Source organism: Azospirillum baldaniorum, assembly GCF_003119195.2.
Classification (GTDB): domain Bacteria; phylum Pseudomonadota; class Alphaproteobacteria; order Azospirillales; family Azospirillaceae; genus Azospirillum; species Azospirillum baldaniorum.
Genome location: NZ_CP022253.1, coordinates 562147 through 584233 on the forward strand (window position 1 = coordinate 562147; position 22087 = coordinate 584233).

21 protein-coding genes are annotated in these 22087 nt (G+C 70.1%); 12 read left to right on the plus strand and 9 right to left on the minus strand.

What is annotated here, in order from left to right; translation table 11 throughout:
* Positions 1-4 precede the first annotated feature (4 nt).
* The 5 genes from Sp245p_RS02625 to Sp245p_RS02645 all read left to right on the plus strand — a co-directional run bounded on the left by Sp245p_RS02625 (position 5) and on the right by Sp245p_RS02645 (position 5113).
* The gene (locus Sp245p_RS02625; protein ID WP_014238602.1) at positions 5-760 is read left to right on the plus strand and encodes a uroporphyrinogen-III synthase; all 756 of its coding nucleotides are present in this window, start codon (positions 5-7) and stop codon (positions 758-760) included.
* 62 nt (positions 761-822) lie between these two features.
* Positions 823-2721 (plus strand): mitofilin family membrane protein, encoded by a 1899-nt coding sequence (locus Sp245p_RS02630; RefSeq protein ID WP_014238601.1) that lies wholly within the window; start codon positions 823-825, stop codon positions 2719-2721.
* The gene (locus Sp245p_RS02635; RefSeq protein ID WP_014238600.1) at positions 2718-4127 is read left to right on the plus strand and encodes a heme biosynthesis protein HemY; all 1410 of its coding nucleotides are present in this window, start codon (positions 2718-2720) and stop codon (positions 4125-4127) included. Before Sp245p_RS02630 ends, Sp245p_RS02635 begins: the two co-directional genes overlap by 4 nt.
* A 271-nt stretch (positions 4128-4398) precedes the next feature.
* The gene (locus Sp245p_RS02640) at positions 4399-4683 is read left to right on the plus strand and encodes a YciI family protein (RefSeq protein ID WP_014238599.1); all 285 of its coding nucleotides are present in this window, start codon (positions 4399-4401) and stop codon (positions 4681-4683) included.
* Positions 4684-4699: 16 nt separating this feature from the next.
* Complete coding sequence (locus Sp245p_RS02645; RefSeq protein ID WP_014238598.1) at positions 4700-5113, plus strand: EVE domain-containing protein; 414 nt, start codon at positions 4700-4702, stop codon at positions 5111-5113.
* A 45-nt stretch (positions 5114-5158) separates the two neighbouring features.
* On the opposite strand, the gene Sp245p_RS02650 is transcribed toward Sp245p_RS02645, so the two are convergent.
* The gene (locus Sp245p_RS02650) at positions 5159-5506 is read right to left on the minus strand and encodes a hypothetical protein (protein ID WP_014238597.1); all 348 of its coding nucleotides are present in this window, start codon (positions 5504-5506) and stop codon (positions 5159-5161) included.
* A gap of 311 nt (positions 5507-5817) precedes the next feature.
* Here Sp245p_RS02650 and acs point away from each other — a divergent pair, with 311 nt between their 5' ends.
* Positions 5818-7758 (plus strand): acetate--CoA ligase, encoded by a 1941-nt coding sequence (acs, locus tag Sp245p_RS02655; RefSeq protein WP_014238596.1) that lies wholly within the window; start codon positions 5818-5820, stop codon positions 7756-7758.
* Between the two features lie 84 nt (positions 7759-7842).
* On the opposite strand, the gene Sp245p_RS02660 is transcribed toward acs, so the two are convergent.
* From Sp245p_RS02660 to Sp245p_RS35580, 3 genes are all read right to left on the minus strand, one after another.
* Positions 7843-8199 carry a hypothetical protein gene (locus Sp245p_RS02660; RefSeq protein ID WP_041810823.1) on the minus strand — a complete coding sequence of 119 codons (357 nt, stop codon included), beginning with the start codon at positions 8197-8199 and terminating at the stop codon, positions 7843-7845.
* Between the two features lie 80 nt (positions 8200-8279).
* A complete protein-coding gene (locus tag Sp245p_RS02665; protein ID WP_109138341.1) occupies positions 8280-8765 on the minus strand; it encodes a thermonuclease family protein in 486 nt (161 codons plus the stop codon).
* Between the two features lie 162 nt (positions 8766-8927).
* On the minus strand, positions 8928-9143 hold the full coding sequence (locus Sp245p_RS35580; protein ID WP_014238594.1) for a succinate dehydrogenase assembly factor 4: 216 nt from the start codon (positions 9141-9143) through the stop codon (positions 8928-8930).
* 155 nt (positions 9144-9298) lie between these two features.
* Between Sp245p_RS35580 and htpX the strand changes: the two genes are divergently transcribed.
* The 6 genes from htpX to purH all read left to right on the plus strand — a co-directional run bounded on the left by htpX (position 9299) and on the right by purH (position 16993).
* A complete protein-coding gene (gene htpX / locus Sp245p_RS02675) occupies positions 9299-10189 on the plus strand; it encodes a zinc metalloprotease HtpX (protein WP_014238593.1) in 891 nt (296 codons plus the stop codon).
* A gap of 93 nt (positions 10190-10282) precedes the next feature.
* Entirely contained in the window at positions 10283-11215 is a 933-nt protein-coding gene (locus Sp245p_RS02680; RefSeq protein WP_014238592.1) for an exopolyphosphatase, read from the plus strand.
* An 8-nt stretch (positions 11216-11223) separates the two neighbouring features.
* Positions 11224-11970 (plus strand): hypothetical protein, encoded by a 747-nt coding sequence (locus tag Sp245p_RS02685; RefSeq protein ID WP_014238591.1) that lies wholly within the window; start codon positions 11224-11226, stop codon positions 11968-11970.
* 87 nt (positions 11971-12057) lie between these two features.
* Positions 12058-13374, plus strand: coding sequence for an RsmB/NOP family class I SAM-dependent RNA methyltransferase (locus Sp245p_RS02690; RefSeq protein WP_014238590.1), 1317 nt, complete (start codon positions 12058-12060; stop codon positions 13372-13374).
* A gap of 148 nt (positions 13375-13522) precedes the next feature.
* Positions 13523-15154, plus strand: a complete 1632-nt coding sequence (locus tag Sp245p_RS02695; protein WP_014238588.1) for a heparinase II/III family protein — start codon at positions 13523-13525, stop codon at positions 15152-15154.
* A 234-nt stretch (positions 15155-15388) separates the two neighbouring features.
* Positions 15389-16993 carry a bifunctional phosphoribosylaminoimidazolecarboxamide formyltransferase/IMP cyclohydrolase gene (gene purH / locus Sp245p_RS02700; protein WP_014238587.1) on the plus strand — a complete coding sequence of 535 codons (1605 nt, stop codon included), beginning with the start codon at positions 15389-15391 and terminating at the stop codon, positions 16991-16993.
* Between the two features lie 121 nt (positions 16994-17114).
* On the opposite strand, the gene Sp245p_RS02705 is transcribed toward purH, so the two are convergent.
* The 5 genes from Sp245p_RS02705 to Sp245p_RS02725 all read right to left on the minus strand — a co-directional run bounded on the left by Sp245p_RS02705 (position 17115) and on the right by Sp245p_RS02725 (position 21901).
* Positions 17115-17366 (minus strand): hypothetical protein, encoded by a 252-nt coding sequence (locus Sp245p_RS02705; protein WP_014238586.1) that lies wholly within the window; start codon positions 17364-17366, stop codon positions 17115-17117.
* A gap of 81 nt (positions 17367-17447) precedes the next feature.
* On the minus strand, positions 17448-18758 hold the full coding sequence (locus Sp245p_RS02710) for an MFS transporter (protein ID WP_014238585.1): 1311 nt from the start codon (positions 18756-18758) through the stop codon (positions 17448-17450).
* Between the two features lie 78 nt (positions 18759-18836).
* Entirely contained in the window at positions 18837-19856 is a 1020-nt protein-coding gene (locus Sp245p_RS02715) for a hypothetical protein (RefSeq protein ID WP_014238584.1), read from the minus strand.
* 97 nt (positions 19857-19953) lie between these two features.
* The gene (locus Sp245p_RS02720) at positions 19954-20196 is read right to left on the minus strand and encodes a hypothetical protein (protein WP_014238583.1); all 243 of its coding nucleotides are present in this window, start codon (positions 20194-20196) and stop codon (positions 19954-19956) included.
* Between the two features lie 70 nt (positions 20197-20266).
* Positions 20267-21901, minus strand: coding sequence for a tetratricopeptide repeat protein (locus tag Sp245p_RS02725; RefSeq protein ID WP_014238582.1), 1635 nt, complete (start codon positions 21899-21901; stop codon positions 20267-20269).
* Positions 21902-22087: the final 186 nt, after the last annotated feature.

Consider the following 22087-nt stretch of genomic DNA (forward strand, 5'->3'; position numbering starts at 1 on the left):
GGCGATGGCGGCCCCTCACCTCCTGGTCACCCGTCCGGCGGAGGATTCCGAGCCTCTGGCGGCCCGTCTGCGCGCGCAGGGCTTCATCGTGTCGGCGGAGCCGATGCTGGAGATCCGCTGGCTGGACGGGCCGGAGCCGGACGTCGGGAACGTACAGGCCCTCCTCTTCACCAGCGCAAACGGCGTACGGGGCTACACCAGACGTACGAGCCGGCTTGACCGTCCGGTCTATGCGGTCGGCGACGCCACCGCGACCGCCGCCCGCGCGGCCGGTTTCACGCGGGTGGAAAGCGCGTCCGGCGACGTGTACGCGCTGGCCGATCTGGTGCGCCGACGCTGCACCGCAGCGGCGGGTCCGCTACTTCATGTCGCAGGAACCAAGCTCGCCGGCGACCTCTCGGCCATGCTGGGCGAGTCCGGATTTTCCATCCTGCGGGAAACGCTGTACGACGCCGTTCCGAGCGCGCGGCTGTCGGATGGCACGGCGGCGCTGTTGCGTACGGGAACACTGGACGCCGTGTTGTTTTTCTCTCCCCGTACCGCCCGTTCGTTTGTTAGGCTTGTCGCCGAGGCCGGGCTCATCGACCGCTGTCGTACAGTGGACGCGCTCTGCCTCAGCCCCGCGGTCGCGGAGGCTGCCCGCGCGTACGGTGAGCTGGGAGTGACACCGTGGCAGAACGTACGGGTGGCGCCACGGCCGGAGCAGGACTCTCTGCTCGGCCTGCTGCCGGAACCATCCGGCGGCACGGGCCGGGCTTGAGTGCATCCGCTTGGGGGTTTGTGTGGCGTTCGTTGAGAACAACTGCGACCAGAAGGCACCCAATGACCTCTCGCCCAGGCTCCGAACACGAGGCTGACCCGAACGGCCACACGCCGTCCGACCAGAACCAGACGCCCCAGAACCAGATGGCCGACCAGAACCAAGTGTCCGGCGGCCCCGCCGTCGAACGCATCATCGAACGCTTCGGCGGCATCCGCCCCATGGCCCACAAGCTGGACATCCCGGTCACCACGGTGCAGGGCTGGAAGAAGCGCGGCGCCATTCCGCTGGCCCGCCACGCCGACCTCCGCGCCTCCGCCGCCAAGCACCGGATCAAGCTGAGCGAAGCCGACCTGGAAGCCGCCACACCGAACGAGGACCGCAACGCTCCCGACGCCGCCGGCTCGGTGATGCCGCTGCCGCCGGACGCCGCGGTCATCGCGCCGCCAGCCACCCTCCCCGGGAGCAGCGAGCCGTTCAAGACCGAGTCCGTAAAAACCGAGTCCAACAGGACTGAGGATACCCTTCCGGGCGCCGACACGCTGCCGGGCGGTGGCCCGGTGCCGGCCACCGACCTGCCGCCCTCCATCCTGCCGCCCGTCGCGGACACCCTGCCGGGCGCCGCCGACACGCTGCCCGGCGGCGACGTGAAGGCCGAGACGATCAGGGGCGAGGAGATCCGCTCCGAAGAGGTCAAGGCCGAGGAAACCCGGATCGAGGAGGCCAAGGCCGACTCGGTCGCTGCCGATTCCTTCAAGGCCGACCCCTTCAAGACCGATACGATCAAGAGCGAGACGCCGCCGCCGGTGGAGCCCCCCGCCTACACCGCCTCCTCCTATGAGCCGCCGCGCTACGAGGCGCCGCGCGAGGAGCGCAAGTCCGGCGCCGGTTTCGCCACCGCCGTCTCGCTGATCGCCCTGCTGGTCGGCGCCGCCGCCCTGTCGCAGCCCTGGTGGGGCCCGCGCGTTCCCGGCTGGCCCACCGCCGGCGGTCCCGCGACCGGTCCGGCCGCCACGGCGCCCGCGCCGCAGCCCGACCCGGCCCTGCGCAACCAGATCCAGCAGCTGTCCGAGCGCCTTGCCAAGCTGGAGCAGCGCCCCGCCGCCCCGGCCGAGGGCAACGCCGCCGCCGCCGGCATCGACCAGCAGACGCTGGACAACGCCGTCGGCCAGCTCACCGCCCGCATCCAGCAGCTTGAGGAGCGTCCGCAGGCCGCCGCCTCCGCCGCCCCGGCCGAGCCCGACCCGCGCATCGCCCAACTGACCGAGCAGCTCGGTCAGGTCCAGCAGCGCGTCGACGCGGTGGGCAGCGAGGCCCAGGCCGCCGGGCAGATCCGCCAGGATGTGGACGCGCTGAAGCAGGAGCTGGCCGCCGTCAACCAAGTGGTGGAGACCCGCCGCGACGCCGCCACCGCCGCCCAGACGCTGGTGCTCGCCGCCGGGCAGCTCCGCTCCGCCCTGGCCGCCGGGCAGCCGTTCCAGCAGGAACTCCAGGCCGTCCGCGCCGTGGCGTCGGGCGACGCCCAGGTGACGCAGCCGCTGGAGGCCGTGGCCGGCTACGCCGCCAAGGGCGTGCCGACGCAGCCGCAGCTCACCGACCGCTTCTCCGCCATGGCGTCCGACATCGTGCGCGCCGACAACCAGGGCGAGGGCAACGACTGGGTGGAGCAGGTCACCGGCAAGATCGCCACGCTGGTCACCGTCCGCCGCTCGGGCGGCGACGCGGTCGGCGACGGCGCCTCGGCGGTGGTCGCCCGCGCCGAGGCCGCGCTGCAGGCCGGCAATCTCGGCGGCGCGGTCAACGAGCTGGCCGCCCTGAAGGGCCCGGCGGCGCAGGTCGCCGCCCCGTGGATCGCCGACGCCAAGGCCCGTCTGGCCGCCAACGAGGCCGGCCAGCAGCTCACCAACCGCGCCATCGGCCTGCTGTCGCAGTCCGCCGGGGTCAAGGGAGCGGCCCAATGACACGCGCCATCTGGTTCATCATCAAGGTCGCCATCGTCGTCGCGATCGCGGTCTGGCTGGCCAACCATCCCGGCACCCTCGCCATCAACTGGCAGGGCTACGTCGTCGAGACCGGCATCGGCATCGCCATCCTGATCGGCGTGGCGGCCCTGGCGGCGGGCATCGTCCTGTACCGGCTGGCCCGCGCCATCCTGGGCGCGCCGCGCAACTTCGGCCGTTACCGCCGGTCGCGCCGGCGCGAGCGCGGCTATCAGGCGCTGACCCGCGGCATGGTCGCCGTCGCCGCCGGCGACGCGACGACGGCCCGCAAGATGGCGCGCAAGGCCGACGGGCTGCTCAACGAGCCGCCGCTGACCATGCTGCTGTCGGCCCAGGCCGCCCAGCTCCAGGGCGACGACCGTGCGGCGAAGGAATACTTCACCGCCATGCTCGACCGGCCGGAGACCGCCTTCCTCGGCCTGCGCGGCCTGCTGACGCAGTCGCTGAAGGCCGGTGACCGGGTGGAGGCGCTGCAACTCGCCCGCCGCGCCCAGTCGCTTCAGCCCAACACGCCCTGGCTGCTCGGCACGCTGTACGACCTGGAAGCCCGTTCGGGCGAATGGGCGGCGGCGGAAGGCACGCTGCAGCAGGCCGTCCAGGCCGGCGCCATCAACCCCGACGACGGCCGCCGCCACCGCGCCACCCTGCTTCTGGAGCGCAGCTTCGAGGCGGAGCGCCGCGGCCGGTCCGACTCGGCCCTCTCGCACGCCCAGGCGGCGCACGACCTGCTGTCCGGCTTCGTCCCGGCGGCGGCCCGTGCGGCCCGGCTGCAGATGGCCATCGGCAAGCACAAGAACGCCGCCAAGACCATCGAGCGCTGCTGGCGCGTCAACCCGCACCCGGACCTGACCTCGGCCTACCGCGAGGTGGTCTCCAGCTACGACCCGATGACCCGGGTCAAGCTGTTCGAGAAGCTGCGCAACCACGCCCCCAACGACGTCGAGTCGCTGCTCGCCGTGGCCCGCGCCGCCCTCGACGCCCAGCTGTGGGGCGAGGCCCGCGCCCATCTGACCAAGGCGCTGGAAATGCGGCCCTCCCGCCGCGTCTTCCAGCTCCTGGCCGAGCTGGAGCGGGCGGAGCGGCAGGACGAGGAGGCGGCCCGCGCCTGGCTGGCCCAGGCGGCCAACGCCCCGGCGGACGCGGCCTGGACCTGCACCGCCTGCAACGCGGTCAGCCCGAGCTGGGGCGGCCTGTGCGGCCATTGCGGCGCCTTCGACAGTCTGGAATGGAAGACCCCGACCGTCAGCATGTCGCTGATGAGCCCGGAGTCCGCTCCGACGGCCATCGCCCATCATGCGACGGAGCCGGTCACCGGCCAGCCGGGCGTCGCGCCGGGAGGCCAGATCGCTCCCCAGGGAGCGACCTGAAGCGGGTCGTGCTTCGCTTCGGACCGCGACGGCGGTCCCGGTCGCATCAGCGGAAAGCCTCCTCCCGGTCCGCCGGGAAGGGGCTTTTTCTTTGCCGGGACGGTGAGCCACGGAGACGCACGCACGGGGAGCCGCCCGGTGGCGCTGCGTGCTCCCTCCTCTGGCTGCATCGCTGACACTACCGCCTGCGGAAAGGCCGCGCGTCGCGGCACCTTCCGCGGCGGTCGCGGCTGCGCTAGGCTCCCGCCCAACCGAACGGGAGACCCAAGCCATGCTCTACATGTTCCATTGCACCGACAAGGCCGGCGCCGCCCAGGTGCGGACCGACAACCGCCCCGCCCATCTGGCCTATCTGGAAGCGCACGCCGACCGCCTGTTCGCCGCCGGCCCGCTGCTGTCCGACGACGGCCAGGGCATGGCCGGCAGCCTGCTGATCGTGGAGTGCGCCGACGAGGCCGCGGCGAAGGACTTTGCCGCCAACGACCCCTACGCCCAGGCCGGGCTGTTCGAGAGCGTGGAGATCCGGGCGTGGCGCCGGGTCTACCCGAAGTCCTGACCGGGGGCGGACGGCAATGGCCCGCTGGCTTCTGAAGTCGGAGCCCTTCAAATATTCGTGGGAGCGCATGATCGCCGACGGCACCACCCATTGGGACGGCGTGCGCAACCATCAGGCGTCGAACAACCTGAAGGCCATGAAGATCGGCGACCGCGCCTTCTTCTACCACTCGAACGAGGGGCTGGAGGTGGTCGGCGTCGTCGAGATCGCGCGGGAGTACTACCCGGACCCGAGCGACGAGGCGGGGCGCTTCGGCATGGTCGACGTGCGGGCGCTGCTGCCCGTGAAGACACCGGTCACGCTGAAGACGATGAAGGCCGACCCGCTGCTTCAGGGCATGGCCCTGGTCAAGCAGTCGCGCCTGTCGGTCTGTCCGGTGTCGGACGCCGAATGGGCGCATGTCTGCGCGCTGGCCGGGATCGAGGCGTGACGGTTCTTCGGACGTGTTGAGAGTGCGGCCGTCCGCGGCGGCGGATCAGTCCGCCGGTTCGCAGATGGCCGCCTGGAAATCCTGCGTGGCCTGAAGCATCCGGCGGGCCAGCGCCTGCATCTCCGCCGCGGCTCCGGCGAAGCCCGCGTCTTCCCCGAACGGCGACAGGGCGGCGGAACCGGACGCCTCCAGCTCGGCCAGAGCCGCCGTGCGCAGGGCCGCGTCGATCACCATCAGGCTGGTGCGGCTGCCCATCTCCGACAGGCGCCCGGCCAGTTCCATGCCCGGTTCCATGCCTTGTCCGGCGCCGCCACCAGTCGTGCCGTTTCCGGTGGTGCCGTCCGCGTTGGTCGTGCTGGCCATGCCGGTGCCCTGCTGTTGGGTGAACAGCATGCACGCTAACGATGCGGCGGTTAAGACCGGGTTAAGCGGCCCTCCGCGGGGCGTTCTCATGCTTTCGTGCTATGCGCGACAAATAGTCGCGCTGTCGTGTTGCCGCGGATGCCGGTGAAATCAAAAGAACGGGCGGTGCGCTGCAACAAAGTGGAGCGGAAAGCCCCGATGGAGGGGGCGGACAATCAGCCGTTCTGCTTGTGGTGACGGGAACTTGTGTGGATAATGTCCCGCAACAGGAGCGGCCGGAAACCGCTCCCCAACAGCCCTTCAGGGCGTAACCAGAAGCACTACGGGGGAATCGCGAGCCAATGTCCGACAATTCGTTTTTTCCTGTTAAGCAGGAAATCGCCAAGACCGCTTACGTGGACGAAGCCGCCTACGCCCGCCTTTACGAGCAATCCATCAACGATCCGGAAGCCTTCTGGGGCGAGCAGGGCAAGCGCATCGACTGGATCAAGCCCTACAGCAAGGTGAAGGACGTCAGCTACACCGGCGATGTCCACATCAAGTGGTTCTACGACGGCACGCTGAACGTGTCCGCCAACTGCGTCGACCGCCACCTCGCGACGCGCGGCGACCAGACCGCCATCATCTTCGAAGGCGACGATCCGGGCGTTTCCAAGCACATCACCTACAAGGAACTGCACGAGCAGGTCTGCCGCCTCGCCAACGTCCTGAAGAAGAACGGCGTCAAGAAGGGCGACCGGGTCACCATCTACCTGCCGATGATCCCCGAGGCCGCCTACGCCATGCTGGCCTGCGCGCGCGTCGGCGCCATCCACTCCATCGTGTTCGGCGGCTTCTCGCCGGACAGCCTGAAGGACCGTATCGTCGACTGCGACAGCCACTTCGTCATCACCTCCGACGAGGGTCTGCGCGGCGGCCGCAAGGTTCCGCTGAAGGCGAACGCCGACAAGGCCGTCGCCGCGGCGCCGGGCGTCAAACATGTGCTGGTCGTCAAGCACACCGGCGGCAACGTCGCCTGGACCGAGGGCCGCGACCTCTGGTACCACGAGGAGATCGCGTCGGTGTCCGCCGACTGCCCGCCGGAGGAGATGAGCGCGGAGGACCCGTTGTTCATCCTCTACACCTCGGGTTCGACCGGCAAGCCGAAGGGCGTGCTGCACACCACCGGCGGCTATCTCGTCTACGCGTCGATGACCCACCAGTACGTCTTCGACTACAAGGACGGCGAGGTCTACTGGTGCACGGCGGACGTGGGCTGGGTCACCGGCCACAGCTACATCGTCTACGGCCCGCTGGCCAACGGCGCGACCACGCTGATGTTCGAAGGCGTGCCGACCTATCCGGACATCTCCCGCTTCTGGCAGGTGGTGGACAAGCACAAGGTCAACATCTTCTACACCGCCCCGACCGCCATCCGCTCGCTGATGCGCGAGGGTGAGGGTCCGGTGAAGAAGACCTCCCGCTCCTCGCTGCGCATCCTGGGTTCGGTGGGCGAGCCGATCAACCCGGAAGCCTGGCTGTGGTACTACAACGTCGTCGGCGACGGCCGTTGCCCGATCGTGGACACCTGGTGGCAGACCGAGACCGGCGGCATCCTGATCACCCCGCTGCCGGGTGCCATCGGCCAGAAGCCGGGTTCGGCGACCAAGCCCTTCTTCGGCGTCAAGCCGGTTGTCGTGGACAACGACGGCAAGGAGCTGGAGGGCGAGACGGAAGGCAACCTGTGCATCGCCGACAGCTGGCCGGGCCAGATGCGCACGGTGTTCGGCGACCACGAGCGCTTCGTCCAGACCTACTTCTCGACCTTCGCGGGCTACTACTTCACCGGTGACGGCTGCCGCCGCGACGCGGACGGCTATTACTGGATCACCGGCCGCGTGGACGACGTGATCAACGTGTCCGGCCACCGCATGGGCACGGCGGAAGTGGAAAGCGCGCTGGTCGCCCACCCGAAGGTCGCCGAGGCCGCCGTCGTCGGCTACCCGCACGACCTCAAGGGCCAGGGCATCTACGCCTACGTCACGCTCAACGCCGGGGAAAGCCCGACCGAGGAGCTGCGCAAGGAGCTGGTGGCCTGGGTGCGCAAGGAGATCGGCCCGATCGCCTCGCCGGACCTGATCCAGTGGTCGCCGGGCCTGCCGAAGACCCGTTCGGGCAAGATCATGCGCCGCATCCTGCGCAAGATCGCCGCGAACGAGCACGACAGCCTGGGCGACACCTCGACGCTGGCCGATCCGACCGTCGTGACCGACCTGATCGAGAACCGCATGAACAACGCCTGATCGCGGCGTTCAGCGGAGCCTGTCTACGGACCGGGGGCCTTCGTGGCCCCCGGTTTCGTTTTGGCCGGTTTCGTTTTGGGGTCGTTATTTGGGAGCGGTGTCCGATCCGCCGGAGGCGCCGCTGCCGGATTGGGTCTTCACGGACTCGGCGGTGCCGGGCTTCAGGCCGGACTCGCCGCTCGCCGCGTCGGGGACGGAGCCGATGCGCCCCTGCGCGCGGGTCTCCGCCGCGTTCTTCTGCTTCTCGGTGCGGCGCTCGCCCAAAGTCGGGTCCTGGGCGCCGGTCGATTCCATCCAGGCTTCGCCCTGGGACGGCGGGGCGGCGCCGAGACCGCCCTCCATCGTCTTGGCGTCCTGCGCCACGGCGGCTCCGGACAGAGCGAGGCTGGCGGCCAGCAAGGCGATGGCGCCGGGGACGTAAGACGAGGCCTGGGTCGTCATGGTTCGCTCTCCTCCTTGGTGGGAGGGGCAACAGCGGAGCGAGACGGCGGGTTCCCAACTCACCCGTTGGTGGAGCCGGGTTAGCCCATGCCCGTCCCGTCGCACCAGGGCTGGCGCCGTTCGCCGTGATAGGGGCGGCCGAGTCCCGCTTCGATCAGCGCGGCCGACAGGTCGGCGCCTCCGCCGGTCAGCACGCGGGCGCGCACCCGCCCGCCATATTTGTCGGGCTGGACGTCGAGCAGCCGCACCGGGGCGGCCCCGATCAGACGGCGCGCGTGGTCACGGGCGGTCTCCGCCAGTTCCCGCTCCCGGGGGCAGCGGGCCCGCATCTCCGGCGCGTCCAGCCCGTCGACGCGGACATGGGTTTCCACCACCTGCCCCAGCCAGATGGTGGCGCGCACCAGCAGCGTGTCGCCGTCCAGAACCTCCAGCACCTCCGCCGGGATCGGGCCGGGCAGGGCGGGCGGAGCGGCCTGGACGGTGCCGGCCAGCAATGTGGAGAGAAGTGCCAGCCATATCCCGGCGGAGCGGGGCGGGCATGGGGTGATGGACTTGAGCGATCCCATGGCGCGACCTCTCCGGGCACCGGTTCGCGAAGGGGCGAACCGGTCAAAGAGTAACGCGCGAACAGGAACGCATCAAGCACAACCTAGGTATTCTATCCTGGTTGCGTATGTATTCAATGTCGGAGCAGTGGTGTTCAGGCAATTGGTCCTAGCGGCGCCGGCTTAGAAGTCCGAGCAGCGGCCCTTGAACTCCCAATCGCCAAAGCGGGTCGGCTCCGGTCCCTGCGGACCGCCGATCTCGCCGGGCATCTGCTCGGGTCCCTTCGCCCCCTCTCCGGCCTTGGCGTCCGGGGTTCGGGCCTCGTCCGCTTTCGTCGCCGGGGAGGCGGGGTTCACGGCGTCTTCCGGTGCCGGTCCGGTGGTCTTCGTCTCGGTCATGGCCGTCCTCTGGGGTCGGGTGCGGTGCCGGGCCATCTTGAACGATGCCTTCCGCCAAGCCCATATCACCAGACAGGTCCGGCGGAAAGCCCCGCCGGCGCCGTCTCGTCCAACCAACAGTGAAACCGTCCAGAAGATTGCCCGGAAACACCGCCATGACCAGCTATGTGAAGACCACCATCCTTCTCGCCGGCCTGACCGCCCTGTTCATGGGCATCGGCTATCTGATCGGCGGCAAGGGCGGCATGATGATCGCCTTCGTCATGGCACTGGGCATGAACCTGTTCAGCTACTGGAACTCCGGCGACATGGTGCTGTCCATGTACGGCGCGCGGGAGGTCGACGCCTACACCGCCCCCGAATATTACGGCATCGTCCAGCAGCTGGCCGAGCGCGCCGGCCTGCCGATGCCGCGCGTCTACATCATGGAGAACGACCAGCCCAACGCCTTCGCCACCGGGCGCAACCCGGAGAACGCCGCGGTCGCCGCCACCACCGGCCTGCTGCGCCTGCTGAGCCCGGAGGAGATCGCCGGCGTCATGGCCCATGAGCTGGCCCATGTGAAGAACCGCGACACGCTGATCATGACGATCACCGCGACCATCGCGGGCGCCATCTCCATGCTCGCCAACTTCGGCATGTTCTTCGGCGCGTCGCAGGGCAACAGCCAGAACGGGCAGGGCGGCAACCCTCTGGGGCTGATCGGCGGCATCCTGGTTGCCGTCCTGGCCCCCTTCGCCGCGATGATCGTCCAGATGGCGATCAGCCGCACCCGCGAGTACGAGGCCGACCGCATCGGCGCGGAGATCTGCGGGCGCCCGCTGTGGCTGGCCGACGCGCTGACCCGCATCCACAACTACGCCCACCAGATCCCCAATTACGCGGCGGAATCCAACCCGGCCACGGCGCATCTGTTCATCGCCAACCCGCTGCACGGGCGCAGCCTCGACAGCCTGTTCTCCACCCATCCGAACATGGAGGAACGGGTCCGCCGCCTGCGCGGCATGGCCGGCCCCTCCTTCATGCCGCGCAGCCCCTGGGGGTGAGCGGAGACGGCTCGGTTCGCGGTTGCACGCCGAAAGACGTACGTCTACCTTCCCTCCGCTTGCCGATTGTGGGGCGCTCAGGGGGAAAACCGCATGTCCGACGTCACGAAATACCGCCTCGTCACCCGGTCCGATTTCGACGGGCTGGTCTGCGCCGTGCTCCTGAAGGAGCTGGGCATCCTCGACGAGATCAAGTTCGTGCATCCCAAGGACATGCAGGACGGCAAGGTCGAGATTTCCGACCGCGACATCACCACCAATCTGCCCTATGTGCCCGGCGTCCATCTCGCCTTCGACCACCATCTGTCGGAGACGATCCGCGTCGGCAAGCGCGACAACCACATCATCGAGGCCGACGCCCCCTCCGCCGCCCGCGTCGTCTACAATTACTACGGCGGCAAGGAGCGCTTCCCGACCATCTCCGACGCGATGATGGCCGCGGTCGATCAGGCCGACTCCGCCCAGTACGGCATTGAGGACATCCTGAAGCCGCAGGGTTGGGCGCTGCTGAACTTCATCATGGACGCGCGGACCGGCCTCGGCCGCTTCCGCGATTTCCGCATCTCCAACTATCAGCTGATGATGGAGCTGATCGACTATTGCCGCAGCCACGGCATCGACGAGATCCTCGCCCTGCCCGACGTGAAGGAGCGGGTGGACCTCTACACCGAGCATGAGGCGAAGTTCTCCGACCAGCTCGCCCGCTGCAGCACGATCCGCGGCAACGTCGTGGTCATCGACCTGCGGCGGGAGGAAACCATCTACGCCGGCAACCGCTTCATGATCTACGCGATGTATCCGGAAGCGAACGTGTCGATCCACGTCCTGTGGGGTCTGAAGCAGCAGAACACGGTGCTGGCCTGCGGCAAGTCGATCATCAACCGCAGCTCCAAGACCAACATCGGCCCGCTGATGCTGGAATACGGCGGTGGCGGGCACGAGGCGGCGGGCACCTGCCAAGTGGACAACGACAAGGCCGAAGCGGTGCTGGAGGAGATCGTCGGGCGCATGCGCGCCGACGGCTGACGGGAATCGTGCCGGACCTGTTTCTCGACAAGACCCCGCTGTTCGAGGCGCGGTGGCTGAGCGTTTCCACCGCCACCAGCCGGGATGACGTGCTCCTCCGCATCGCCGAGGCCGAACGCCGCGCCGAGGCGGCGCTGGAGCAACTTGGGCGGACGCTGAGGCAGGGCGGAATTCCGGCATCCGGTGCGGTGGACCGCGACCGGCGCATCGACGCCCTGCTGGCGCTGGAGACGCGCGGCATCCCGGCGTCCGGCACCGCGGCGGACGGGGCGGTGGAGCGAGTCATGATGGAGGTCGGCTTCCGCAAGCGCGACCTGATGCCCCGCTTCCACGAGCTGGCCGAGCGGTGCCGCGCTATCCACCGCCGCGCGCTGGCCGTTGCGCGGGACGCCCGCTGGGCGCTGATGCTGGAGCGCGCCGCCGCCGACCCCGGCGGGCCGTCCAGCCCCATCCAGGGAACCGGGACCCGCTACGTCAAGAGCGACCGCTATGACGCCCGCGCCGCGCGCAGCCTGCCGCCGGACGACCGCGTCCGCGCCGACCGTTTCCTCAAGCGGCTGGGCGAGGACCCGGTGCCGCCGGAGCTGGAGCTGAGCCCGCTGGAGGGGACGGCGCTGTGGGGGATGAAGGCCGGCAACGGCAACCGTTTCATCCTGCGCCGGGGCGAGTTGCGCGGCGTCGCCTGCTTCTTCGTCGAGGACGTCGGTCCCTATCCCGACCACGAGGGCGGACGGCGCGGCGCCCTGGCCCGCTGAGGGGCCCTGCTGAACAGCGTCCGATTCCGCTCGGCCGCGTGCAGCGGCTACTCGACACCCGCCGTCCGGCGCGCTACATCCAGCGGCATGTCCGACGCCTCCCTTGCCGCGCGCTCCGCCGCGCTCGACCTGCTGCGCGATGTGCTGCGCAAGTCCATTCCCTTCGACGATGCGTTCGACGCGCATCCGGAGTTGCGCGCGCTCGACCCGCGCGACCGCGGCTTCGTGCGGCTGCTGACCGCCACGGTGCTGCGCCGGCTCGGCCAGATCGACGCGCTGATCCAGGGCAGCCTCGCCAAGCCGGGCCTGCCCAAGGCCACCGTGCACGACATCCTGCGGCTGGGCGCGGCCCAGCTCGTCTTCCTCGGCACGCCCGCCCACGCCGCCGTCGACACGGCGGTGGAGCTGGCCGCGGCCAGGGGGGCTGAACCCTACAAGGGCCTGATCAACGCCGTCCTGCGCCGCATCGGCCGCGAGGGGGCGGAGCTGGCCGCCCAGCAGGACGCCGGGCGCCTGAACACGCCGGACTGGCTGTGGCTCGCCTGGCGGCAGGCCTACGGCATCGGCCGCACCCGCGGCATCGTCGAGGCGCATCTGCACGAGGCGCCGCTGGACATCACCGTCAAGGCCGATCCCGCGGTGTGGGCCGAGCGGCTGGAGGCCAAGCTGCTGCCCACCGGCACGCTGCGCCGCGCCGCCGGCGGCAACCTGACGGAGCTGCCGGGCTTCGCCGAGGGCGCCTGGTGGGTGCAGGACCTCGCCGCCTCGCTGCCGGCCAAGCTGTTCGGTGATCTGGCGGGCAAGCGCGTCTACGACCTGTGCGCGGCGCCCGGCGGCAAGACCGCGCAGCTCGTCGCGCAGGGCGCTGAGGTGACGGCGGTCGACCGCTCCGCCAAGCGGCTGGAGCGGGTGCGGGAGAATCTGGCCCGCCTCAACCTGTCGGCGGAGGTGCTGGCGACCGACGCCGCCACCTGGACCCCCGACCAGCCCGCCGACGCGGTGCTGCTCGACGCCCCCTGCTCGGCCACCGGGGCGATCCGCCGCCATCCCGACATCCTGCGCGTCAAGACGCCGGAGGACATCGGCAAGCTGGCCAAGGCGCAGAGCCGTCTGCTGGCCCATGCCGTCGAACTGGTGAAGCCGGGCGGAACGCTGGTCTACTGCACCTGCTCCATCCAGCCGGAGGAGGGCGAGGCGCAGATCGACCGCATCCTGGCCCGCGACAAGCGGGTCGAACGCCTGCCCATCACACCGGTTGATCTGGGTGGCGGCCATGCGGGGGATGGCAATTTGGCCGAGTTGATCAACGAGCGTGGTGAGGTACGATCCCTGCCGGGCATGCTCGGGGACCTCGGCGGCATCGACGGGTTCTTCGTGGCACGGCTGCGACGGTTGCACGATTAGGGCACCACCGGCTTGCGGGGGTCGAGGCGAATTTGATACGACAACAGGATGCATCCCCCCGATCGCCCGAATGCCTTCAGCGAAGCGCCGGCCATCGCCTTCCCCTGCCGTGTGACGGGGTGAGCCGATGAGCGCCGGGCGTGGGAAAATGGGCCGCTTGCGGGACGGCGTCGCACAGATCGCCTTCGGCAACCCGATCTACAAGCTGACCTTGGGCGGCCGCGCGCCGACCGCCCTGTCCGCCGTGCCGCCGGACCCCTGGCCGGGCGACGCCGGGGACGGCTCGGCGATCCTGGCCGGCGTCTTCCGCTTCGGCGGGCAGGCGGCGGCGGCCGACGCCCACGGCGCGCCGAACTGGCGGGCCGGCAGCGCCGTCTGGCAGGACGCCCTGCACGGCTTCGAATGGCTGCGCGACCTGCGGGCGGTCGGCGGCGACACCGCGCGGCGGCGGGCCCGCGCGCTGGTGCTGTCCTGGCTGGGCAACAACGGGAGCTGGAACGCCCAGACCTGGGCGCCGGAGGTGCTGGGCGCCCGCATTGCCGCCTGGATCGGCCTGCACGACTTCTATTGCGCCTCCGCCGACGACGAGTTCCGCGCCGCGGTCTTCGACAGCCTCGCCCGGCAGGTCAAGCATCTGACCCGCGTGGTGCCCGGCGCGCTGGACGGCAAGGCGCTGGTCACCGCGGCCAAGGGCCTCGTCTATGGCGGCTTCTGCCTGCCGGAGCATGAGCGGATCGGCCAGGACGCGCTGAAGCTGCTGGAGCGGGAACTGCCGCGCCAGATCCTGCCGGACGGCGGCCATGTCGAGCGCTGCCCCTCGGTGCAGCTGCGCATCCTGCGCGACCTGATCGACATGCGGTCGGTCCTGCGCACCGCCCGCGCCGACGTGCCGGAGGCGCTGCAGCACGCCATCGACCGCATGACGCCGGCCCTGCGCTTCTTCCGCCACGGCGACGGCGGCCTCGCCCTGTTCAACGGCGGGCGGGAGGAGGACGCGGCGCTGGTCGACACGGTGCTGGCCCAGGCCGACGCCCGCGGGCGTCCGTTGAAGAGCGCGCCGCACACCGGCTTCGAGCGGCTGATCGCCGGGCGGACCATGGTGCTGATGGACACCGGCGTGCCGCCGGTCACCGGGCTGGACGCCACCGCCCACGCCGGCACCCTGTCGCTGGAGATGTCGGTCGGCAAGGAGCGGCTGATCGTCAATTGCGGTGCCCACCCGGTGAAGACCGGCCCCTGGCGCGCCGCGCTGGCCGGCACCGCCGCCCATTCCACCGTCGTGCTGGCCGAGACCAACTCGTCGGAGGTGATCGAGGCGGGCGGTCTGGGCCGCCGCCCCTCCCATGTCGGCTGCGAGCGGCAGGAGAACGACGGGGCGGTGCTGGTCGTCGCCACCCACAACGGCTACAGCCGCAACTTCGGCTATCTGCACCGCCGCCGCGTCTATCTGGCGGAGAACGGCGAGGACCTGCGCGGCGAGGACATGCTGGAGCCGGTGATCGGCGCCACGCCGGAGCCGCGGCCCTTCACCATCCGCTTCCACCTGCATCCCGCGGTCCAGGCGAGCCTCGTCCAGGGCGGGCAGGTGCAGCTGAAGCTGCCGAGCGGCGCCGCCTGGCGGCTGCGCGCGTCGGGCGCCACGCTGGAGCTGGAGGAGAGCATTTATCTGGGCAGCGGCGACGAGCCGCGGCGGACCACCCAGATCGCCGTCTCCGGACATACCGGCCCCGCCATCAAGACGGTGAAATGGGCCTTGCGCCGCGAGCGCAAGGGGGGGTAAACCGCGCGCATCCGCGGCGGACAGGCCGTGGGAATACGGATCGGTGCCTGTTTCGAGAGTCTGTGGAGTGTTCGCCCTGCGACCGTGATCCCCGCCCGGGCGGGGGTGACGAAGCGGGGTGTTTCGCTTTTCCGGATCGGTCAGGCAACCGACGGCTCAGGTCCCGTCTTCCCATGCGCCGTCTTCCCAAGCCCTGCCCGCCGCAGCCGGTTCCATGACAGCCAGGATGCCCCGATGAGCCCGCCGAACGTCGCCCACTCGCCCGCCCCCGATCTCGTCCGCATCACGCGCGCGCTGATCTCCGTGTCCGACAAGACGGGCCTCGTCGCGCTCGGTCAGGCGCTGGCGGCCAAGGGCGTGGAGATCCTGTCCACCGGCGGCTCCGCCCAGCGGCTGGCCGAGGCCGGCATCCCGGTGAAGGAGGTCTCCGACCACACCGGCTTCCCGGAGATCATGGACGGGCGCGTCAAGACGCTGCACCCGCGCGTGCACGGCGGCATCCTGGCCCGCCGCGATATCCACGCCGAGGCGATGACCACCCACGACATTCCGCCGATCGACCTCGTGGTGGTGAACCTCTACCCGTTCGAGGCGACGGTGTCGAAGGGCGCCGACTACGCCAACTGCGTGGAGAACATCGACATCGGCGGCCCGGCGATGATCCGCGCTGCGGCCAAGAACCATGACTTCGTCACCGTCGTCACCGACCCCGAGGATTACGAGGCGGTTCTGGACGAGCTGGCGACCCATGACGGCGCCGTCACGCTGACGCTCCGCCGCACGCTGGCCCAGCGCGCCTACGCCCGCACGGCGTCCTACGACGCAGCCATCTCCTCCTGGCTGGCCGGCCAGCTCGGTGAGACCTTCCCGCCGCGCACCACCCTGTCGGGCAAGCTCAGCCAGACCCTGCGCTACGGCGAGAACCCGCACCAGCAGGCGGCCTTCTACGTCACCGGCGAGCAGCGTCCGGGTGTGGCGACGGCGATCCAGCTTCAGGGCAAGGAGCTGTCCTACAACAACCTGAACGACACCGACGCCGCCTTCGAGCTGGTCGCCGAGTTCGAGCGTCCGGCCGTCGCCATCATCAAGCACGCCAACCCCTGCGGCGTGGCCGAGGGGGCGAACCTGCTCGACGCCTACAAGCAGGCCCTGCTGTGCGACCCGGTCAGCGCCTTCGGTGGCATCATCGCCGTCAACCGCCCGCTGGACGCCGCCACCGCGGAGGAGATCGCCAAGCTGTTCGCCGAGGTGGTGATCGCCCCGGACGCCGACGACGCGGCCCGCGCCCTGCTCGCCACCAAGAAGAACCTGCGCGTCCTGCTGACCAAGGACGTGCCGAACCCGGCCGAGCCGGGGATGATGGTGAAGCAGCTCTCCGGCGGCTTCCTGCTGCAGAACCGCGACAACGGCCGCATCACGCTTGACGACCTGAAGGTGGTGACCAAGCGCGCCCCGACGGAGCAGGAGCTGGCCGACCTGCTCTTCGCCTTCCGCGTCGCCAAGCATGTGAAGTCGAACGCCATCGTCTACGCCAAGAACGGCGCCACGGTGGGCGTCGGCGCCGGCCAGATGAGCCGCGTCGACTCGGCGCGCATCGCCGCCATCAAGTCGGCGGAGGCCGCCAAGGCCGCCGGCCTGTCGGAGCCGCTGACCAAGGGCTCGGTGGTCGCCTCGGACGCCTTCTTCCCCTTCGCGGACGGCCTGCTGGCCGCGGCGGAAGCCGGCGTGACGGCGGTGATCCAGCCCGGCGGCTCGATCCGCGACAACGACGTCATCGCCGCCGCCGATGAGAAGGGTCTGGCGATGGTGCTGACCGGGATGCGCCACTTCCGGCACTGAGGACTCACTTGCCCCCTCCCTGACCCTCCCCCGCTAACGCAGGGGAGGGGACCATTCTCCCTCTCCTGCGAAGCGGGGGAGGGAAGGGGCCCGCGGCGAAGCCGTGGGAAGGGTGGGGGCTTTACTCCCGCCGCGCCCCCAACATTCGCGCCAGCAAAGCGGCGGCTTCGGCCTGCGGCGTTTTTCCGTCCGCACCGTCTTCCGGCTTCAGGCGCCCGGTCGCCGCCATGGCGATCAGCATCGCCGGATGCATCGCGGGATGATGCCCCGGCTGGTGTCCCACCGAATCGTTTTCCCCACGCGCCGCGGCGTGGTCGCGGGCCAGCGCCTCGTTGATGTGCGCGAAGGCCTCGATGTCCTTGATGTGCAACATGTCCGTTCCGCCCTCCGCGCAAAATTCGTTGTGCGTCGCAGCAAAAGGCAAGTTAGCAGCTTCCGCTGGGTGAATCCGCCGTCATGCCGCGGCGGACTGTCGCACCGTATTCGCATCGCCCGGTGCCGGCTCCCGAACCGCCAGCATAAGCCCAAAACCGATGACGAAGAAAGCCACAACGCTCGCCATGCCGGCCCGCTGGCTCTCGAACAGCGCGGTTGCCAGCCCGAAGGCGAGCGGCCCGACGAAGCCGGCCATGCGGCCGGTCAGGCTGTAAAGCCCGAACATCTCGCCCACCATGCCCGGCGGGGCCAGCCGCGCCATCATCGACCGCCCGGCCGCCTGCGCCGGCCCGAAGAAGGCGCCCAGCCCCAGGGCCAGCACCCAGAACCACGCCTTCTCCGTCGCCAGCAGCAGCGGCACACCGAAGGCGGTCAGGCCGATCAAACTGACCAGGATGGTCGGCTTGGCCCCCATCCGGTCGTCCACCCAGGCGAAGCCGATGGCCCCGACGCCGGCCACCACGTTCAGCGCGATGGCGAAGAGCAGGATCTCCTCGAAACTCATGCCGAAGGCGTGGGCGGCGAAGATGCCGCCGAAGGCGGTGATGGTGTTGATGCCGTCGCGGTAGATCGCGCTGGCGATCAGGAAGCGCAACGTGTTGCGGTACTTGCGCGTCTCCGCCAGCGTCCGGCGCAGCGTCGCCATGCCCTCCCGCGCCGCCTGCCGGATGCCGAGGCCGGTTGCCGGCACGTCCGGCACGAACAGGAAGAAGGGCAGGGCGAACAGCCCGTACCAGGCGGCGGCGAGCAGGGTGGTGGCGCGCACCGGCGCCTGCTCCGCCGTGTCGAGCAGGCCGAACAGCGGGGCGGGCGACTTCACGAAGACGAACAACGCGACCACCAGACAGGCCAGCCCGCCGAAATAGCCGATGCCCCAGCCCCAGCCGGAAATCCGCCCGAGCATCCGCGGCGGCGCCAGCGCGGTCAGGCTGGCGTTGTAGAAGACGTTCGCCAATTCGAAGGCGACGGTGCCGATGACCACGCAGACCAAGGCGAACAGCGCGTGGGACGGGTCGGGCTTCACCCACCAGAGCGCGGCGCAGAAGACCACGGTCAGGGCGGTGAACAGCGCCATCCACGGCTTGCGCCGCCCCGTCCGGTCGGCCACCGCGCCCAGCACGGGGCTGAGCAGGGCGATCAGCAGCCCGGCGACGGTCAGCGCCGCGCTCCAGCGCGAGGCGCCCGCCACCTCGTCCCCGACCACGCCGCGGGCGAAATAGACGGAGAAGATGAAGGTCGTGATGATGGTGTTGTACGACGAGTTCGCCCAGTCGTAGAGGCACCAGGACGCGATGGCACGGCGGCTCGGCGCCTCGGCGGTGTGGGGCATGCTGAAGGATCGGCCGTCTGTTGTCCGGGATGACCCACTCTAGGCAAAGCGGCCGGGAATGCCAACCCGGGGGCGGAGCTACACCGGTTTGGCGGAGTCCGCCGTCGGCGTGGTGGCTTTCGCCAACGCGATGCTCTGGGCGATGCCTTGCGCCACGTTCCGGGCGGCGGTGGCGTCCAGTTGGGACTCGAAGCCCTTGAACCACGCCTGTGTCTTCAACTCGTCCGGTGTCTTGGGGATGTGCCGCAGCGGGTCGGACTGCGACCGGTCCATCGCCTGCTTGATCAGGGTCGCGAGCGGGTTGTCGCTGTCGAGCTTTTCCGGTTCATCGCCCTTCTCCCTCGTGTGGATTTCGTAGGACACCTGCGCCGACGCCCGGCGTGTCGCCCATTCGGTCGAGGTCTTCTCTTCGGGGCCGACGGCGTCCAGGAAGGTGAGGTTCGCCTTCATCCTTGCGGCCTCGTCGCCGCGGAACGGATCGGTGAAGCTGGCCTCCTGGCTGATCGGGCCGTTGTAGAGGCCCATGGCCAGCCCCTCCTGCTGCGCCATGATCGATTGGGCGATGTCCTGTTCCTGCTTGGAGAATTGGCCGCCGGCGTTGCTGCGCACCGCCTCCAGCGAGCGGCGGTCGAGATCGCCCATCAGGGAGTACCAGTCGCGGCCCTCGAAGCTGTCGAAGTCGAAGGGCTTGCCGCTCGCCTTCATGGCGTCGTACTGCGCGTCCATGCGGGCGCGGGCGTCCTTGGCGATGTCCGGCCCGCTCAGGCCCGCCGAGCTGGACACCGCCCCCGGATCGGACACCGCCTTGGCCAGCGCCGTGGCGGGTTTGCCGTCGCGCGTCGGGAAATAGGCGGTGTAGGGCCCGGCCGCACCGCTTGCGGTCTTGCCGGCCTTGGACGCGGTGGTGGTGGCCATGAAGGCCTGGGCTTCGACGGACAGGGTGACGAAGACGGCCGAGCCGCCGGAGGCCGATGCCGCCTGACCGGCGGCGGTCTGCGACGGGGCTCCCTTGTCGGCGCCCAGCACGGTCAGAGCCGCCTTGAGGCTGAAACCGAGGCTGAGACCGGAGGTTGGCGCGTTCGACGGGTTGATCGACATGAGGCCCTCCCGACCATCCAGGCGGGCGCTTCGGTCGCTGCCGCCATTCGTTGACAGCAGCGTAGCGCGTTCAGGCGGAAGTTGTCAAAAGAGCGGCTTACTGTTCCGTATGGCGAATGGCCGCGGGCGAGTTGGGCGGCGCGGGTTCGTCGAGGTGAACCGGAACGACGTCGATGGTGGGGCGGCGCTCGTCCAGGCGCGTGTCGATCCGCGCGCGCATTTCCATCATCTGCGCCTGGATCGCCTCGATCTCCGCCTTCTGCCGCTCCAGGTCGGACAGGTCGGGCGGCGGGACGACGATGTCGGTGGCGATGCGGTCGGAAGACTCATCGGTGCTCATGGGATCTCTCCGGTTCGTCGTCGGTCGGCTGGCGTCGGCCTGCGGGGAAACCCCGAAGACTCGCGTCCGCTCAGCCGCCCACGCCGAACGAAATCTGGTTGTTGTCGTAGCGGGCGACGATGGTCAGCCGATCGCCGGGGCGCACGCGGATCGGCGTCTCCAGATAGGTCATCGCCTGCTTCCAGTGGTTCGTCCGCGCCCGGCTTTCGGAGCGGTAGGTGACCTCCTCGTCCATATGCAGGTCGAACCAGAAGGCCACGCCGTGGCAGGTGCCCTCCGCCGTGATCTCCACGGCGATCTCGCGCGTGCCCTCCTCGGGCATGTTGCGGGTGAAGTCGAAGTCGAGCGCGGTGAAGGCGGCCGACAGCGGCGTGTGGGTTTCGGCGCCGAGGTCGATCTGCTGGTAGCCGGGGGAGCGGAACACGTCGAAGGTCGACATGTCGAAGCCGCCGATGGTCTTCACCGGGTTGATGCGGGCCAGCTCCGGGGTCTCCACCAGCATGGCGTAGACGGTCGAGGCGCGCGGGATGATCGCGCCGCCGGGTTTCACCAGATGGGTGCGCGCGTGCTGCAGGACCGACAGCATGCGCGGCGCCAGCATGCCGATGTTGATGAGTTCCGACACGAAGACGTCGGCCTTCTCCGGCAGGTCGCCGCCCTCACCCACCGACAGGCGGGTGGACAGCTTCGGCACCACGTCGATGCGGTCGGCGTAGCCGTTGTTGGCGACGGTCTCGCGGGCGATGCGGGCGAGGATCGGGTTCACCTCGCAGGTCACCACCTTCCGCGCCCCGGCGCGCGCCGCCATCATGGCGACGATGCCCGAGCCGGTGCCGATCTCCAGGACCAGCGAATCCGGTGTCACCGCGCGCTTCAGCGCCGCCTCGTAGGCGTCGTTGCGCTCGAAGTCGTTGATCATCGGCAGGTGCCAGCCGGGGACGGCGTTGGAATAGATCAGCCGGCGGGTGAACTGCACCAGCGGGTGGTCCGGCGTGATGGCGCGGGCGGCCTCGATGGCCTCCACCGCCTCGTTGGCGCGGTCGAGGCTCTGCAGCGTGTGGGCCAGACCGACATGGGCGGGGACGAAACGGGGCGCCGCCGCGATCACCACGCGGAAGGCCTCCTCGGCCTCCTCCAGGGCGCCGCGCGTGCTCAGCGCCTCGGCAAGGTTGTAGCGGGCCTCCAGATACTCCGGCGCCCGTTCCAGCGCGGCGCGGAAGGCGGCCTCCGCCTCGTCCAGCCGGCCCAGCTCGCGCAGGGTGGTGCCCAGGAAATTGTGCATCTCCGGCGCGTCGCCGCGCAGGGCCAGGGCAGCGCGGAAGGCGCCCTCGGCGTCCTCCAGCCGGCCCAGCGCCTTCAGCGCGTTGCCCAGATTGCCGTGAAGCTCCGGCAGGCGGTCGTTGAGGGCGATGCCGGCGCGGAACGCCGCCTCCGCCTCCGCGGCGCGGCCGAGTTGGAAGAGCAGGCTGCCGCGGCTGTTGTGGAAGGACGGGTCCTTGCCGTCCTCGGCGATGGCGTGGGCGAAGAGGTCGAGCGCGCCGTCGGGATGGCCGGTGTGGGCGGCGACGACGCCCAGCAGGTGCAGGGCCTGCGCGTTGTGCGGGTCGGTCGCCAGGATCGCCCGGCAGGCCGCCTCCGCCCCGCCCAGATCGTTCGTCCGCAGCAGGCGGATGGCGTCGTTCAGGGTCGGCTGGGGGTCGGTCATCGCGGCGGCTCCGGGTCGTTCAGTGTCCGCACCATAGCGGGAAAGCCCGAGCCGCTACAGATCAAGTTTGTGCCGTGGCGGGAGCATGCTTTGCGTGCGGGGGCCGGAGTCCGCACGCGCGACAATCCGTCCTCGCAAGGCGTTGCGTCCATGCGTTGTGCTCCGTTGATATTCTATTGCCTTTTA

Bases quoted from the DNA above. Each gene is read 5' to 3' on its own strand.
- Sp245p_RS35580 (WP_014238594.1), bottom strand. From the start codon at position 9,143: ATGACCGAGACGAAGACCACCGGACCGGCACCGGAAGACGCCGTGAAC.
- Sp245p_RS02640 (WP_014238599.1), top strand. From the start codon at position 4,399: ATGCTCTACATGTTCCATTGCACCGACAAGGCCGGCGCCGCCCAGGTG.
- Sp245p_RS02625 (WP_014238602.1), top strand. From the start codon at position 5: ATGGCGGCCCCTCACCTCCTGGTCACCCGTCCGGCGGAGGATTCCGAG.
- Sp245p_RS02705 (WP_014238586.1), bottom strand. From the start codon at position 17,366: ATGTTGCACATCAAGGACATCGAGGCCTTCGCGCACATCAACGAGGCG.
- Sp245p_RS02690 (WP_014238590.1), top strand. From the start codon at position 12,058: ATGTCCGACGCCTCCCTTGCCGCGCGCTCCGCCGCGCTCGACCTGCTG.
- Sp245p_RS02650 (WP_014238597.1), bottom strand. From the start codon at position 5,506: ATGCTGTTCACCCAACAGCAGGGCACCGGCATGGCCAGCACGACCAAC.
- Sp245p_RS02635 (WP_014238600.1), top strand. From the start codon at position 2,718: ATGACACGCGCCATCTGGTTCATCATCAAGGTCGCCATCGTCGTCGCG.
- Sp245p_RS02695 (WP_014238588.1), top strand. From the start codon at position 13,523: ATGGGCCGCTTGCGGGACGGCGTCGCACAGATCGCCTTCGGCAACCCG.
- Sp245p_RS02720 (WP_014238583.1), bottom strand. From the start codon at position 20,196: ATGAGCACCGATGAGTCTTCCGACCGCATCGCCACCGACATCGTCGTC.
- Sp245p_RS02645 (WP_014238598.1), top strand. From the start codon at position 4,700: ATGGCCCGCTGGCTTCTGAAGTCGGAGCCCTTCAAATATTCGTGGGAG.
- acs (WP_014238596.1), top strand. From the start codon at position 5,818: ATGTCCGACAATTCGTTTTTTCCTGTTAAGCAGGAAATCGCCAAGACC.
- Sp245p_RS02715 (WP_014238584.1), bottom strand. From the start codon at position 19,856: ATGTCGATCAACCCGTCGAACGCGCCAACCTCCGGTCTCAGCCTCGGT.
- Sp245p_RS02680 (WP_014238592.1), top strand. From the start codon at position 10,283: ATGTCCGACGTCACGAAATACCGCCTCGTCACCCGGTCCGATTTCGAC.
- Sp245p_RS02725 (WP_014238582.1), bottom strand. From the start codon at position 21,901: ATGACCGACCCCCAGCCGACCCTGAACGACGCCATCCGCCTGCTGCGG.
- Sp245p_RS02710 (WP_014238585.1), bottom strand. From the start codon at position 18,758: ATGCCCCACACCGCCGAGGCGCCGAGCCGCCGTGCCATCGCGTCCTGG.
- Sp245p_RS02630 (WP_014238601.1), top strand. From the start codon at position 823: ATGACCTCTCGCCCAGGCTCCGAACACGAGGCTGACCCGAACGGCCAC.
- htpX (WP_014238593.1), top strand. From the start codon at position 9,299: ATGACCAGCTATGTGAAGACCACCATCCTTCTCGCCGGCCTGACCGCC.
- purH (WP_014238587.1), top strand. From the start codon at position 15,389: ATGAGCCCGCCGAACGTCGCCCACTCGCCCGCCCCCGATCTCGTCCGC.
- Sp245p_RS02665 (WP_109138341.1), bottom strand. From the start codon at position 8,765: ATGGGATCGCTCAAGTCCATCACCCCATGCCCGCCCCGCTCCGCCGGG.
- Sp245p_RS02660 (WP_041810823.1), bottom strand. From the start codon at position 8,199: ATGACGACCCAGGCCTCGTCTTACGTCCCCGGCGCCATCGCCTTGCTG.